Raw genomic sequence first — 14,540 nt, forward strand, 5'->3', positions numbered from 1 at the left:
GCTGGCGACGTGGCGCCAGCAGGGACGCAATCCATACGAAGAGCTTCGTCGAGTCGTCAGCAGCAATGATATGATCTCACGGGCTCACGCTGTGCCGGCTGTCGAGACCTCGGGGTAAACACATACACCTTGTTTAGGCGGTCCTGTAGTTCGTCTCGATTCACCAGCGTCTCCTGATTGCTGTTGACGAAGTACTGGTGGAAGACATCGCGTGTGCCGAACAGTCCGGGTCGAAGTAGCGAGACGACGTTGTAGAGGTCGGTCAGCTCGTTCTGAATCGGCGTCGCCGTGAGGAAGAACGCGTAGTTGTAGGAGAGCCGGTCAATCAGGTCGTAGCGGTCCGTCTCCTCGTTTTTGACGTAGTGGGCTTCGTCGAGGACCAGAACGTCCCAGTCGTGGTTGAGGACGGTCTGACGGTGTCGCTCGCTCTTCGCCGTGTCGATACTTGCGATGATGTAGTCGTGGGCGTCGAAGTCTTCGAACTTGTCGTCGTAGTTGCAGACGAAGTCGAGCCCGAACTTCTCACGGAGTTCGGCCTGCCACTGTTTCGCCAGTTGTGCAGGCGTAAGAATGAGGACGGACTCATCTGTCTCCCTGAAATGCATCTCCTTGAGAATCATCCCGACCTCGATGGTCTTCCCAAGCCCAACTTCATCCGCGAGAAGGGCTTTCCCATCCATCTCGAAAAGGGCCCGATAGGCAGCATCCACCTGATGTTCGAGTAGCTTGACAGAGTTTTCGTCCAACTCTTTCAGCGAGCGAAGTTCGGAGTCCGGCTGGCCCGCTTGGAGACGAACAGCTTGGATGGTTTGTAAATGATCCTCCTCTGCACCAGCTCCAGACAATGAATCGAGAATATCGTCCGCAGACTCGTGTGTGACCTCAACATCAACGAGGTCGTAGCTTCCCATGGTTTCGTAGAGACATGTTCGCGTCAAATACGTTTGGTGACCGGAAAACACGAGACGGTCCGTCTGCTTGGCCGCGAGAGGGGGATTCGAAAGACCATAGTGTTTATTGGGTGTCCAAGAGGTGTGTTTAAGTATCAAGATGGCACAGTCAGGATCCTTGTCGGATACCCTCAAAGACACGGTAACACTCAGCCGTGAGCTTCGAGAAGAGGGGCAAATCGACGGCCAGGTAAAGCTCTACAACGTGGATGACGATGACGAGTTCGAGTCAGACGCGGAACTCTTCTTCGAGCGAACCCTGATGACCCAGGGGCTCCGTGAAGCACTCTCCATTCTCCGCGATTCGCTCACAGGCGATGACCCGCGCGGGACGCACATCCTATACGGGCCGTACGGCAGTGGGAAGTCCCACCAGATGGTCGCGCTGTACCACTGCTTCGACGACCCCGACGCAGCAGGCCACTGGGCAAGCGACTCGGTCGAAGGGTTCGACGCAGCACTCCCTGAATCGGCGACGCCGATTACGGTCGCCATGCAGAACGAGCAGTACGAGTATCTGTGGGAACCGTTTTTCGAGGCACTCGATTACGATCCTGGAACGTACAGTTCGGGAGGGTATCCCGATATGCAGACGATTCAGGAAGCCGTCGGCGACGATACGGTCGCGTTCTTCGTGGACGAACTTGAGGACTGGTTCGATACACTCCAGGGCGACCGTAAGAGTGCGAACAAAGCCTTCCTCCAGTCCCTTCTCGAATCGACGGCACTCTCCGATCTCGAACTCTACACCATCGTCTCTGTCCTCCGTGAAGGCTCCGAGGTCCACGACATCCTGAACCGGGAACAGGCGGTCGAGGTCAACATGAACAACCAGGTGGACAAACGCGAGGTTCTACGTCACCGCCTGATCGATTCGGTTAACGAGAACGCTGCCCGGGAGATCGTCAACGGGTACTTCGATGCCTACGACCAATCTGATCACGTCTCCATTCCCGATGATCTGCTGTCGGAGATGCACGATCTGTATCCGTTCCACCCTGTGCTTCTGGATGCGCTTGAGACGCGGTACTACGCGGACGAGGATAACCAGAACACGCGAGGGATGATCTACCTCTTCTCGAAGGTTCTCCTGGAGATGCAGGACCAGACGGATCTGATTACTCACGGAGATATTGATGCCATCGAGTTCGAGGACGAACTGGCGAAGATCAACTACGAGCGACTGAACGCTGCAACTGGTGACATCAAAAGCCGAATCGACACAGAGGAAGTGCCTCACGGTCGTCGTATCCTGAACACGATCCTGTTGTACTCGCTGAAGCCCAGCGAGGGTGAGGGAGCAGATGTTTCGGAAATTGTTATGGGTGCCTACCAGACAGGGGATCTCGTCTCCGACGTTGTCCTCAATCTCGAACGTCTCCACGGTGTCGCGTGGCATCTCCACAAACTGAACGGGAAGTACGCGATCCGCGACCGGCAGAACCCGAACGCACTCATCCGAAATGCAGCCGTAGACGTCTCCGAGACATCGGCGAAGGCTGAGGTCGCGGACTTCATCACCGATATCTTCGGATCGAACGCGCATCCGGTAGGGTTCCGGACGAACGACATGCGGGACATCCCGGACGACCGTGAGGTCAAGGTCGTCGTGAAGGACGACCAGTGGACGAACGAGGAGGTTGAGAAAGTCATCACGAACGACGGTCGTGGCCGCGAGTGGCGTAACACCCTCGTGTTCGTCCAGCCCTCTGGCGACAAGGCCATCGAGTCGGGGACACGGTACATCGACAAGGCGCGGTACATCGAGGGCGCACGGCAGGTACTCGCTGACGAATCCCTCGATGACGAGATTCGCACGTCGATTCAGGGAATGCGGGAGCAGGAAGAGAACGAACTCCGTGAAGAACTCCAACTCCTGTACGGTGAGGTGCTTGACGGGAACGACCTGCTCAACGACTGGAGACAGATGACGCCGATGGAACTTGACGTGTACGTTCACGACGAGGCCGAGCTGGACGCCTCGAACATCGCGGATTCGGCATCTGCTGATCCGTTCGACCTCCAGTCAGACGTCTGGGACATCGCCGAGGATCTCTTGGAGCGGCGCGGTGAGATTTCGGTCGAGGATATCTACGAGCAGTTCCTCCGCGATCCGGAGCTTCCGATCCCCGGTAGTGCGAACGACGTGCTGAATGCAACCGTCGAAGCGCTCTCGGACAAACCGGTGCTCGCCCGTGACACTGGCGGGTTCCGCGATGATCTCTCCGGAAGCTCGCTGGACACCGTCCTCGTCCAGCAAGACGATGTGGACGTCTGGGGCGTCGATGACGTCGAACAGGAACTGCGTCAGCGGTTCGGGAGCGGAACGACCGCGCTCGATATCGGTGACCTCGAACTGGAACTCGTCGAAGACGGCGAGATCTGGATCGACGGCGACAGCCACGACGTCGTGATGCGGGCCATCGGTCGGCTCGCTCGTGAGGAACAGTACGTCATCGTCAAAGGGAACGAGATCCTCGATAAACCACAGTCCGACGCGACGGTCCGCGACGTCGGCGGCGCGGAGGTCGTCGGTGCGTCGTCCCTCGTAGATCGCATCGAGACGCACATCAACGACGACGGCTACGCGAACCTCGACACGATCATCGGCGAGGTTCGTGCCGAGGAGTCGGTGTTCCTCCCGCCGGACGAGACCGAGTCCGTCGCCCGCGAGGCAGTCAACGAATTCCTCGTAGACGACTACGTCTTGGAAGCCGGTGGTCGGTATCTTGGATCGCTCGGCGACCGCGACCCGACGACGGTGAAGATCGTCCCGACCGTTCCCGAACGGATCGGCGACCAGATCCTGGAGTACATCGAGGACCTAGAACCGGGCGACCAGTTCACGGTGAACAAGGTCACGGACCGGTTCGACAGCAGTGTTACCGAGTACATGGTTCGGACGTACCTACTGGAGAACATCGGGAAGGACGAAGAACCCGAGTACGTCGTCAACACGACCGGCTCGGAGAAAGCCTCCGACTGGGTTCCGGGATACCCGTTCCGAAAAGCCGACACGGAGATCCCCACGTGGCGCTTCGAGTACAACGGCGACGACGTCGCCGCGATGCGGAGTAAGTGGCGGAACAACCACCAGACCGGAAGTGTCGATTACGGCGACGTCACGTTCATGTTGCCCGACCGCGAGGGTGTTCCCGGCGCTCTTCAGGGAACCGCCGATGTCGAACGGACGCAAGTCAGCCTGACGCTGCGATCTGGACAGGACTACACGAAGGTGCAGGATCTGTTCGAGCGGATGCCCGATGAGGCGTCAAGTCTGAAGATCGAGATCACCTTCCAGAAGTAGACTCTCTTCTCCTACTGGTCGGCGTCCGCGTTTCTGACTAAGGCTTCAACGAGTATCTCGTCGCTGTCCGCCTTATCCAGCATATCTCTCAGCACAGCCTTCAGTCGTCTATCGAACAAACTGCGTGGGTTCAGCGGTGTCAGTTCCGCTTCAAGCTCATCTCGGCTTACTGTTCCAGAAATTACGAAATCTCCGTCTTCTCGCACTTCCAGCAAATCCGTCATACCCAACAATCCCCCGCATGCTGAATAGCCTGTTCGATTGTCTCCCAACTCGATAATCGACGTGGAACGGTATTGGTGCGACTCTATCTGTCCCAGTACTCTGAGTCGGGTTCAGGCCAGACTTCACTTGCTTGCTTTGCGAGCCACTCACCACGCTCGGCAATCGTGTCCTCGTTCCATTCGTCGGGCCAGTCTGTTACCAAGTGCTTGTTCAGCCGCAGGACAGTATGCTCCTGAATCGCCTCTCGTTTATCGTCCCACGCTGCATTCGAAATCGAGGGGTTCAGCTTGTCGGTGAGGATTGTCAGGTTCCCGATTCGGTCCTTTGCATCGTCACGCTCCATCCGTTCGACTTCGGCTGGGCGGTCTCCTGGGAGTGACCAGTGGGTGGACCACTTCTGCGGAAGGATGTGCTCAATCTCCAGATCCTGCGTGAACTCAACTGTCTCGCTGTACCCAGTGTTACGCAACTCGCGTTCGATAGCCGCGAACACCATTTTGAGGCGTCGCTGGTTGATGACGGCCCAGTACTCCATGTTCACCATCGAGTCTACCAGCTTCTCGTCTCCGGGCCAGTAATCGCTCTCACCCTCTTTGCTCCGGAAGAATTCGACGATGACGTCACCGACGTGCTTGTTGTCCCCCTCTTTGAGCTCGTCCAGCAGTTCGATGAAGATCTTGTTGTAGTTCTTCGACGTTAGTCGGGAGAGCATCCGACGCATCAGCCAGCTCTCGATTGCTTCGACGGCTTTCACCCGCTGTTCGTTCGGGATGTCCTCGTGGCCGAAGATCCAGAGGAGAACCGGGTACGGTGTCGTGGTATCGAGGATGTCCAGCCGGTGGAAGAAGATCCCCTCCCGAGACCCACGGTCGGGTTCAGAGATCGTTTCGTAGATGGACGCGTAGTAGTCGATGTCCGTTACGATCTCTTCGACAGAGTTGTCGGTTCTATCGAGGTACTTCCGGAACGCGGGGAAGAGCTTCTTCGCACGGACCTGCTGGCTCATCTCCATCGTGAGCCAGTGCATGATGAAGACGTCTATCTTCGGGCGGTCGAGCCGTCCTTGCGAGACATCGACACGCCACTCATCTTCGTCGAACTGCTTCCAGTACTTGTCGTGGAGGTCGCCAGGGTCGTTGTGCTGAACGGATGCTTCCCGGAAGAGGTAGTTCTTGATTAGGTCGGCGGCGAGTAATGGCGTCCCGCGAGCGTTCAGCGTCTCGAAGATCACCTGTGCGTCGTCGTTAGATTCGAGGTCGATGACGACTACGCGGAGCAGGTGCCACATCGTCGTGACGAGCGCATCGAGATGCTCCTCGCTGGATTCGTCCCCGGATTCTGCCCACTCCCGGATTTCGTCTCTGAAGTAGCGGAAGCACTCTTCCAAGTTGTCGCCGCCGTCAAGTTCGGTGTGCTCGGACTCCGGATCAGAGAGCGTCATGACGTCGATGAACGCGTCTTGATCGGCTTCAATGGGCCAGACCTTCAGCCGATCTGTCTCCATCCTTGTGAGATCCTTGTCGTTGTACATCAGCTTCTCGACCAAGGACGCCGACCCGTCGTCTTCGAAGTCCTTCGCTACGGAATGTGTAGCCGACAACAAGACTTGGAGCGTGATCAGCCGCTGTTGCCCGTCGATGATCTCACGTGTCTCCAGCTTCTGCGTCGGCGTCGATTGCTGGTCGAGGACGATGGCACCCAAGAAATGTGGAGAGGTGTCCTGTTGAGCCTCCTGTCGTTCGATATCGGTATCCGCATCTGCCTGCCGATCCATCAACTCGTTCACAACGAGTTGGAGGTCTTCCCATAGGGGCTGCCAGTGTTCCTCCTCCTTCCATACGTACGGCCGCTGGAATCGTGGAACGACGTACCGAGTGTCCTTCCGGAAGATATCCTTTAGATCGAGCGTGTCCGCCTTCATTGATAGCGGAAGGTTCCGGTGAAGGACATAAAAAGGATTCCCAGACGTTGCTACTGCGAGTCACTCTGCAATCGCATCTCTTCTACTACGCTGGGTATGGACACTGAATCCTGGATCGAGTAACAGTATCGGAGCCCGTCCTCTACGTCCGTTCGTTGAATGTAGTTCAAGCCTTCACAAGCAGAATACACCGAACTTACCACTGATTCCGCTTCTTTACGGTCAAGGACCTTCTCAAAGTGGAGTTTGATATTTTCCCGCAGGGACTCTATTTTGGATCCCGAGATCTGCTCCTCTGTATTTTGTGTTGATAGATCATACAATCTTGAAGAGAACACTGCAATCGCAATGTATCGGCTCTGACGTTCCCTGGCACCCATGATATCACCTTGGAGATATTCACGAATTAGGTCATGGGTTCTGAATGTCTGTGTATCCGTGATACTCTCCACTTCTCTGATAATGGATCGCTCCTTCAGATTTGTCAGAATCTGTCTCGCTTCTGCGACCGTATTCCCCGATAAGTGAGCCGCCAACTTCGCGTCGAATTGTTCCAAAACACAAACGTCCCGCATTAGATCCTCTTCCTGAGGTTCCAACCGATCCAGCAACCGGTCTTCAAGATAATCTCGGACCCTCTGTTGGCTCATTGGCAGATCCCGAATCGCATAGGATATGTCCTCATCACGAACCGTTTGTAAAAACAGAGCGAGCATAAACGGATGTCCCTTTGTTCTTGTTTTTATTTCGTCAACCAGGCCTTCCTTAGTCAGATTTGGACCTTCGAAGTTCGTTATTTCGGTTACAAAGCTGGCGGTGTTTTCAGCGTGACCGCCGTCAGTCTCAGCTTCTCCAAAGTCAGTGCCTGTTTTGTCAAGGAGTTGCTCTATCGCTCCACTATCCAGCGGGCCAACTTGCAGACGAGTAATCCGATCTTCATACCCATCAAATTCGTGATCTGATCCGATGCACCAGACGATGTTCGTAGGTGACTTTCTCGCAATCTCTCTAAATGCCCGACCAAGGTCTTGTGACACAGGTTTAGACAAACGGCGCTCATCAAACTGATCAATTATAACAACGATTCTCTCATCTGGGCCGGCTTCAAGCACATTAATAAGAAAATCCACTTCGTCGGTAGCATTGCCCAGACTTTCGTCTTCTACTGCTCCAGACAGGGCTGCATTGATCATTCGAGCACCTGTACCTACGGCAGGGTCAGCAAACTTGGCAGCTTGAACCAACGGTTCCGTATTTGTGCTCTTAACACGTTCTTTGATTGAATCCCACTTCGAACTTGGTAATTCCTGATTCCATTTTTCTAACAACCGATAAATGAACGCAGCTTCCGATTTCGGTTCGCCGATATCGTGACGAACAGTACGGACTCCGTCTTCCTCACACTGCACCTGGAATTGGTCCAAGAGTGCCGACTTGCCAGATCCACTTGGACCGACCAGAACATGGAAGTCCCCCGTATCGGTTTGTAAGCTGCTTCGTAGCTTGCCCAGCTCTTCTTTGCGATTGACGAAGGGGACAGCGTTTGACACAGTTACAATAGGCTTCAGAACGTTGTGGTATAATTGTTGTCGAGACACCCGAATCCTTATGCGGTCAGATTGTGGCTTATACTTATATGACCGATAGCTCTGGAGGGAAGCAGATCACAGAGCGTCAAACCCTCCCAATCGAGAAGGGATTTCCTATTGAGCGAATAAACGAGATTGCAGAGAAGGAAGGCCGGGCAAAGATGTACTACCGCCCGATCTACACGATGCACAAGTGGTGGGCTCGCCGCCTGGGCTGCGTCTTCCGTGCCATCTCTCTTTACACACTGCTTGACGACCCAGAGAAAGTCTCGGTGTTCGAACCCGGTCACGAGGGGGGCACACTCGCTGGTTGGGGAGAGGACGCTGATGCAGAGTCAGACCTTGACGTTGCCTCGTTACTCGAACGTGTAGACATAACCGACCCGGAGAGCCTCTGGGAGCTCTACTCGAAGGACGTCCGCGTCGAGGACAAGAAGATCCTCGACCCGTTCATGGGTGGTGGCACGTCGCTCGTCGAGGCGTCGCGTTTCGGCGCTGAGGTCGTCGGTAATGACCTGAACCCTGTCGCGTGGTTCGTCACGAAGAAGGAACTCGAAGCTGGGCAGACTGATGTCGAAGAACTCGAAGAGGCTTTCGAACAGGTGAAGGAGGATGTCGCCAACGAGATCACGCAGTACTACAAGACACCCTGTCCGAATGGCGACCACCACGCTGACGTGATGTACAACTTCTGGGTTAAGGAGTTAGACTGCGTCTCCTGCGGGCATACGGTTCCGTTGTTCAAAGACTACCGGGTCGCCAAGGGTCGCTATGAGAACGACGATAAGTACAACGTCCTCTGTCCGGACTGTGGAGCGGTGACGCTGGTGGACGACTGGCAGTCGGAGAGTGTCTGTAACGACTGTGGACACGGGTTCGTTCCAAAGGAAGGGAATGTCTCGCGTGGCGGCAAATACAACTGTCCCGACTGTGGTCAAAAGTACGCAATTACAGACGCGATTCAGGAGCAAGGAGGATACGATCTGCGGCTTTACGCGTTGGAATACTACTGTGAAGAGTGCGACGATGCTGGCAAATCGAAATCTGCGCACAAGGGGTACAAGCGCGCAGAAGACTTTGACCAGGACTTATACCGGGAGGCCGGGCGGGAGTGGGAAGAGAGCGAAGACCTCCATGAGTACGTCCCGAATGAGGAAATCCCACCGGGGCATATGACCTCCGAGAGGAACCCAGTTTTCGATCACGGATATTCTCATTGGTCAGACATGTATAACGAGCGTCAGCTACTTTGTCTGTCGAAATTAATGAAGGCGGTCGATGACGTGGAAGGTGAGAATAGCCAGGATTTCCTCCTGATGGCTGTTAGCGGGATACTGAGAACCAACAACATGATGGTTGGATATGACTACTCTTATAATAAAATTGTGAATATATTCAAGTCAAATTCGTTTGATCCCCCTCAATCGCCTTGTGAGGGCAATGTTTGGGGAGCGAAATTTGGCAGAGGGACTTTTGAGTCTATTTGGGACCTTGTCATTTCCGGCGTTGAGTATGCTTCAGCACCCACAGAGCGATATGTTGAGAATGGCGAAACGGTAGAAACAGAACCGTTTTCGCAGCCAGTTGGGGAAACCTTCGAAATACACCAAGGTGACGCTAGGTCCATTTCGGCAGAAGATGAGTATGATGCAGTCATTACGGACCCCCCATATTACGATAATATTATGTACTCTGAGGTTGCAGATTACTTCTATGTCTGGCAAAAAATTCTTCTCGAAGATCGATGCCCCGGGTTTGATAAAGATAAAACACCGCGCGCGGAGTCCATCGTCACGAATCCGTACTTAGGAAAGACAGCAGAAGATTTTGAATCCGAACTTGGAGAATCATTCGCCGTCATCAAGCGCGCACTCAAAGATGACGGATCTCTCACATTCACATACCATCACAGTGATTCTGAATCCTGGGGTGAACTTCTCGAATCCCTTTGCAACGTCGGGTTCGAGGTGACAGCGACCTATCCGATTACTGCGGACATTAACAAATTCATCGGCGGGGAGGCCGTCTCGTTCGACATCGTCGTCGTCGCCCGCCCCATCGACGACACCGAAGCTGCCTCGTGGAACTCCCTCCGCCGGGACATCTACCGCACGGCCCGACGGACCCGCCAGCAACTTGAAGAGAACCGCGACCTCTCCCGTGGTGACATCGGCGTGATGGAGATGGGTGCGTGTTTCCGCGAGTACTCCAAGCACCACGGAAAGGTACAGCGGGACGGCGAGATCATGTCCGCTAAGGAGGTCGTCCAGGAGATCTACGGCATCATCCAGGAAGCCAGCGACATCGGTGTCGAAGACGTGTTCATCGATCTGCTCGATACGTCGAACCCATCGTTCGACGACGTTAACAAGCTTTGCCGTGGGACGAATGCCACGCCGGAGGACCTGAAAGAGACGCACCTATACAACCAGGACGACGGCTTCGAGCTCGGCACGTGGGACAACGAGAAGCGCCAGGCGTACATCCAGGAGCGCGTCAACGGCGACGGCGGCGAGCACCTCTCGAACCTCGACAAGCTCCAATTCCTGCGGTATCGCTATGAGAAGGGTCAGGCGGTCCAGAACTATGTCGAAAAGTGGGACGTCGATGACGACCTGCGCGAACTCGCCGGGCGGCTCGCCGACGTGACCGGCGACGACACCTACACGCGCGTCCTCGGGGATCGAGACATCACGAGTTACAGCGAATAGGAACCCGACGCAGAACGCGAAGACAACGCTCGGTGGGGATTTTCGACAATCCATTTCGAGACTCTCGCTGAGAGTGCTTCTGTTGCTTGCCGCACCCTTCTTCCTACAACCTGTCTAAGGCGAGTCGGCGATATGGTCGTGCCGTGAGTCTGCGTCCCGGGCCCTCAATATGGATATTGACCGTATAGGCTCTGTTGGGGCGATATCACGGTGTTCCCAGGGCAGAGGTTTTTACGCACCTGGTTATTTCACCTATTCCGAACGATGAGGGCAAAACAACAGCTCGAAACGGCGGGTCGTCGGCGAAGGTGGTCAAGAATTGACTCTGTCCCCCTTCTGACTCGAATCGCTCGATCAGCCGTTTTCTCGCGCGTAAAGAGTGGTAGTTGCGATGAGTGACACTGATCATCGGGTTCTGCTCGTGGGATCGATCCAACCATACTGCACGTTCTCGATCTCGCGGGACGAACGGGATACCCTTCTCCGGCAGGTGACCAGAGAGATGGACAAGCAACGTTCAGATCCGACTAGGGACAGTATAGCACCGTGGTTGGAAAATCTGCGGCCCGTGATTGAGGAGTCCGTTTCGACACTCCGACTTGATATGTCGGACCACGCTAATCTGTCCACCCTCCTTACCCAGGTAATGGACTCGGAAGGCCTCCTGGAGCGGTTCCGGGAGGCAACTCCACAGTGTTACTGGTGTGGCGATTCTGCCGACCGGCAGATAGACTTCCATGACTACTATCTCGTATTGGTCTGTAGCGAGTGCCTCGAAACGATCGATTCGTCGGAGGGCCACCATCTTCTACAGGATCTCGATCCCAAGATCACTCCTTCGACGACAATTGACTGTCTGGACGCCTCCACCCACCAAGGAACGAACGAACCGCAGTCCACCTTGTTACAGTTCACTACCTCGGACTAATCGCTGACCACGAGTGAGTTCACGCTACCGTATCCATTTTTGTCCCTTCGGAGACGTTGTAAGCGTAATGGCAGGACCCGGACAAATACCCGGACGCTACAATCTCGTTATCGAAGGTGCGTATGAGACCTTCGAGCATCAGATTCCTGTAGAGGAGTTTGTACAGCGACTCAAAGAAGACGACGTTCCGGATAGTGTGAGTGTTGTTGGTCTCTCAGAAGCCTTGTCGGAGGAGGACCTGGCTAATGAGTTGGCTCATGAGATGGACCGACGCGCAAACGATTTAGAGTACCAAAGTCCGACGGTACAGTTCGTCCTTGAAGGGTCGTTCCACCGAAGTGGCAAAACGTACGATCTCCGGTACGAGGATGAACTTCACTCTCTCCAGCAGGTTTTCGGCCCGCAGCTTGAACGAAAGGAAGACGGTGAGTGGCTCGTCGCACCGTTTTAATCTTCACCAGCGAAGATCACCAACATGCAGTCTGATTGGTTTGTTTCGAACAGTATGTGGGACTAACAAGCTCTATTCAGTGTGGTCTTTGAGCGTTCTACTCCGGGTAGTCCCCCTCAATGCCTGTAGTACTTGCTCTTCGACGGTGTCGCAAGCGTCTGTATCAACAACAGAGTATCCATCCTCTCCATTTTTGACCTTCTCTGTGAACGCTCTTCTGAATGCAGCTTTCACTGAGGGGTATTCGATGATGGGATCGTAATGCCGATCGAAGATTTCGTAAAGTGACAACAAGGATTCGAGTGGGAGGAATGCAACCGGGATTCCCCCTTTTTCAACGTCTTCACTCTGTTCGAACCACTCCTGAACACGAGAGGCGACATGGGGGAATTGACCTTCCCGGAAGTTATTCGAGACGAAGAGGTGGGCATCCAGATTTTCGTCGTCTGAAAGCGAAACTGAGAGAGCGCCGCCGAGGTTTTCCGTAACCATGTACCATGCCGCTTTGTTCTTCTCTCCGGCATCTAGGTCGTATCCCTTCTTAGTGTAGGTGAGCTTTGGATCGTAACTTGCGATGAAGTATCCATCCTCCTCCGGAATTACGAGGCAGCCGTCTGTTTCTGTTTCTCCTTCTCGGCCCCACCGCTCAGTGAAGAGGAACATAAACTTCAGGAGATAGAATACGTCCCGTTCAAACCCGTTGTAATCGTAGTCATCTTTCAGTTCCTTCCGTTCCTCCTGTGATAGGTCGTCAAATTCGCCTGCTGTACCGCGCTGATGAAGGTCTTGGAGACGCTCAAACGCATCATCAGCCCGCCCGATAATCCGATTCCTGAACTGAGACTTGCTGTTACGAATCGCTGAGACAAGAAGGTCTTCTGGGGAATCGGTCATCAACAGGTCATGTAGGTTGATAGTTCCAAAGTGCTCTCGTCCGTTGAGATATGCTTTCCCGTAAACAATGAGAACTGAGTTTAGCAGGTATTGATTGATGCGTCGAGGAAGACGACCATTTCCGAGACAGTAGTTGATATACTCGTATCGGTGGGTGTTGGCTTCTTTTCCTGCACTCGCCACTTCTTGGAATGTGGTTCTGATGTAGTCGTTGTTTTTTGTCTCATACGCATCGATTGTGACGTCTAAGAAATTAATTCCATTATCAGATAGCGTGTCACCGGTCTCTTTCAGTGCCTCAAGTGCTGCTTCATGGATTGCCTCATCGTCAACGCTAACCTCTCGTCGAATTTCATCTCTGAAGCTGTCCCCTTCACATTCCTCGCATTCATCCGGTTCCTCTCCTTCATATACTTCGTGACACCGGTAGCACTCAAACGTATTAATTTCAGACACTTCGATAAATTTGTTTAGGAGCGACCGTTCTTCCTCTGGCAGGTCATCGAAATATCGATTATAAGTGTCAACTGCGCCAGTGAGAATCTGGTGGAAAATGTATGAATCACGTAACTGGACGTCATAAGGATAGATGCTGTCGAACGAGATTCCCAGTTTGTCCTCGATCAGTAATTGGATTGCCTCTTTTTCTGACTCAGGAAGATACCGGTCTTGGATTTCGAAGTAGAATCCAGTCTCTTCACGCTCTACTTTCAACTCAACCTTCTTCCCAGTCTTATTGTGGTTAAATTCGAGATGGGAGAGTTCGGAGAGGCTTTGTAGATCGACCAGTTCCTGAAAGACAGCTTCCGAGTTGAGGTCGTTACGAACTCCTGCAGGGTTGCTGAGGGAAAGTGAGGATCCATCAGGGAGATACGTTCGTTGGAACTCCACCTCTGTGAGTGTGAGCGCTTCAATCTCGTCATTGAAGATGGACGCAAGGCCATCAATAACGGGTTGAGTCGTTTGTGATCTCTCTATTCTATCAACCCCATCACTGTCTGTGAAGGTCTTTGAGAACTTCTTGATTCGATTTTTTGCACCCCGTACCTCTACTTCACTACCATCCTCTTTCCGTACGAACAGTGGGTGGGCTTGCTCAAACAGTCGGCTCCTGACACGATCATCTTCCCGAGTGGTTACGCGGACCTCCTTACTCGGCCATACCAATGTGAAATTGTTAGCCAACTGCTCCACGAAGAGCCCCTCCTCTTTGAGTCGTTGAAGCTCATCTTCGAAATTAGATTCCACCTGAAAGCCGTTGCTGCCGCTGCTCTTTTGAGCCCATTTTTCCTCTGCCCAGATTGTGAGGAGAGTTTGTTGAGCCTGATCTGCCGATTGGTCTTCTAATCCTGCGATTAGGTCGTCGATCGACTCAAACCGGGTGTCGATACGTTTCGTACGCCCAACGTAGAATTCCGAGACGAGATTTTCAAGCGTCCGTTCTGACTCCGGGACTTTGTCATATTTCTTCCCAAGCAGTAGACCCCAGAACCCATCATCGTTCGAGAGAGGGTCATGTGATGTCATCTCGCTACTCATTCGGTTATCTGAGTAATGTGAAACC

8 protein-coding genes and 1 pseudogene are annotated in these 14,540 nt (G+C 53.8%); 4 read left to right on the forward strand and 5 right to left on the reverse strand.

Annotation, left to right across the window (positions count from 1 at the left end):
• Nucleotides 1-125: 125 nt before the first annotated feature.
• Nucleotides 126-911 (reverse strand): annotated as a pseudogene (locus NO978_RS18990) (SNF2-related protein); the annotation flags it as partial.
• Between the two features lie 139 nt (nucleotides 912-1,050).
• On the opposite strand from NO978_RS18990, the gene NO978_RS18995 reads away from it, so the two are divergent.
• Nucleotides 1,051-4,257 carry a DUF499 domain-containing protein gene (locus NO978_RS18995; RefSeq protein WP_369684167.1) on the forward strand — a complete coding sequence of 1,069 codons (3,207 nt, stop codon included), beginning with the start codon at nucleotides 1,051-1,053 and terminating at the stop codon, nucleotides 4,255-4,257.
• An 11-nt stretch (nucleotides 4,258-4,268) separates the two neighbouring features.
• Here the strand turns inward: NO978_RS18995 and NO978_RS19000 are convergent, their stop codons facing one another.
• From NO978_RS19000 to NO978_RS19010, 3 genes are all read right to left on the reverse strand, one after another.
• Complete coding sequence (locus NO978_RS19000) at nucleotides 4,269-4,481, reverse strand: hypothetical protein (protein WP_257301107.1); 213 nt, start codon at nucleotides 4,479-4,481, stop codon at nucleotides 4,269-4,271.
• Between the two features lie 83 nt (nucleotides 4,482-4,564).
• Nucleotides 4,565-6,403, reverse strand: coding sequence for a DUF262 domain-containing protein (locus tag NO978_RS19005; protein WP_257301108.1), 1,839 nt, complete (start codon nucleotides 6,401-6,403; stop codon nucleotides 4,565-4,567).
• A gap of 50 nt (nucleotides 6,404-6,453) precedes the next feature.
• Nucleotides 6,454-7,953, reverse strand: a complete 1,500-nt coding sequence (locus NO978_RS19010; protein ID WP_257301109.1) for an AAA family ATPase — start codon at nucleotides 7,951-7,953, stop codon at nucleotides 6,454-6,456.
• A gap of 86 nt (nucleotides 7,954-8,039) precedes the next feature.
• On the opposite strand from NO978_RS19010, the gene NO978_RS19015 reads away from it, so the two are divergent.
• The 3 genes from NO978_RS19015 to NO978_RS19025 all read left to right on the forward strand — a co-directional run bounded on the left by NO978_RS19015 (nucleotide 8,040) and on the right by NO978_RS19025 (nucleotide 12,082).
• Nucleotides 8,040-10,703 carry a DUF1156 domain-containing protein gene (locus NO978_RS19015; RefSeq protein ID WP_257301110.1) on the forward strand — a complete coding sequence of 888 codons (2,664 nt, stop codon included), beginning with the start codon at nucleotides 8,040-8,042 and terminating at the stop codon, nucleotides 10,701-10,703.
• A gap of 391 nt (nucleotides 10,704-11,094) precedes the next feature.
• Nucleotides 11,095-11,631: a hypothetical protein gene (locus tag NO978_RS19020; protein WP_257301111.1), complete on the forward strand. Its 537-nt coding sequence runs from the start codon at nucleotides 11,095-11,097 to the stop codon at nucleotides 11,629-11,631.
• 67 nt (nucleotides 11,632-11,698) lie between these two features.
• Complete coding sequence (locus tag NO978_RS19025; protein WP_257301112.1) at nucleotides 11,699-12,082, forward strand: hypothetical protein; 384 nt, start codon at nucleotides 11,699-11,701, stop codon at nucleotides 12,080-12,082.
• Nucleotides 12,083-12,154: 72 nt separating this feature from the next.
• On the opposite strand, the gene NO978_RS19030 is transcribed toward NO978_RS19025, so the two are convergent.
• Nucleotides 12,155-14,515: a hypothetical protein gene (locus NO978_RS19030; RefSeq protein ID WP_257301113.1), complete on the reverse strand. Its 2,361-nt coding sequence runs from the start codon at nucleotides 14,513-14,515 to the stop codon at nucleotides 12,155-12,157.
• Nucleotides 14,516-14,540: the final 25 nt, after the last annotated feature.

This window comes from Haloarchaeobius sp. FL176 (assembly GCF_024609245.1).
In the GTDB taxonomy this organism is placed as follows: domain Archaea; phylum Halobacteriota; class Halobacteria; order Halobacteriales; family Natrialbaceae; genus Haloarchaeobius.

What these genes read in the sequence shown, in the direction of transcription:
- NO978_RS19025 (WP_257301112.1), top strand. Translation starts at nt 11,699, where the DNA reads ATGGCAGGACCCGGACAAATACCCGGACGCTACAATCTCGTTATCGAA.
- NO978_RS19020 (WP_257301111.1), top strand. Translation starts at nt 11,095, where the DNA reads ATGAGTGACACTGATCATCGGGTTCTGCTCGTGGGATCGATCCAACCA.
- NO978_RS19000 (WP_257301107.1), bottom strand. Translation starts at nt 4,481, where the DNA reads ATGACGGATTTGCTGGAAGTGCGAGAAGACGGAGATTTCGTAATTTCT.
- NO978_RS19015 (WP_257301110.1), top strand. Translation starts at nt 8,040, where the DNA reads ATGACCGATAGCTCTGGAGGGAAGCAGATCACAGAGCGTCAAACCCTC.
- NO978_RS19030 (WP_257301113.1), bottom strand. Translation starts at nt 14,515, where the DNA reads ATGAGTAGCGAGATGACATCACATGACCCTCTCTCGAACGATGATGGG.
- NO978_RS19005 (WP_257301108.1), bottom strand. Translation starts at nt 6,403, where the DNA reads ATGAAGGCGGACACGCTCGATCTAAAGGATATCTTCCGGAAGGACACT.
- NO978_RS18995 (WP_369684167.1), top strand. Translation starts at nt 1,051, where the DNA reads ATGGCACAGTCAGGATCCTTGTCGGATACCCTCAAAGACACGGTAACA.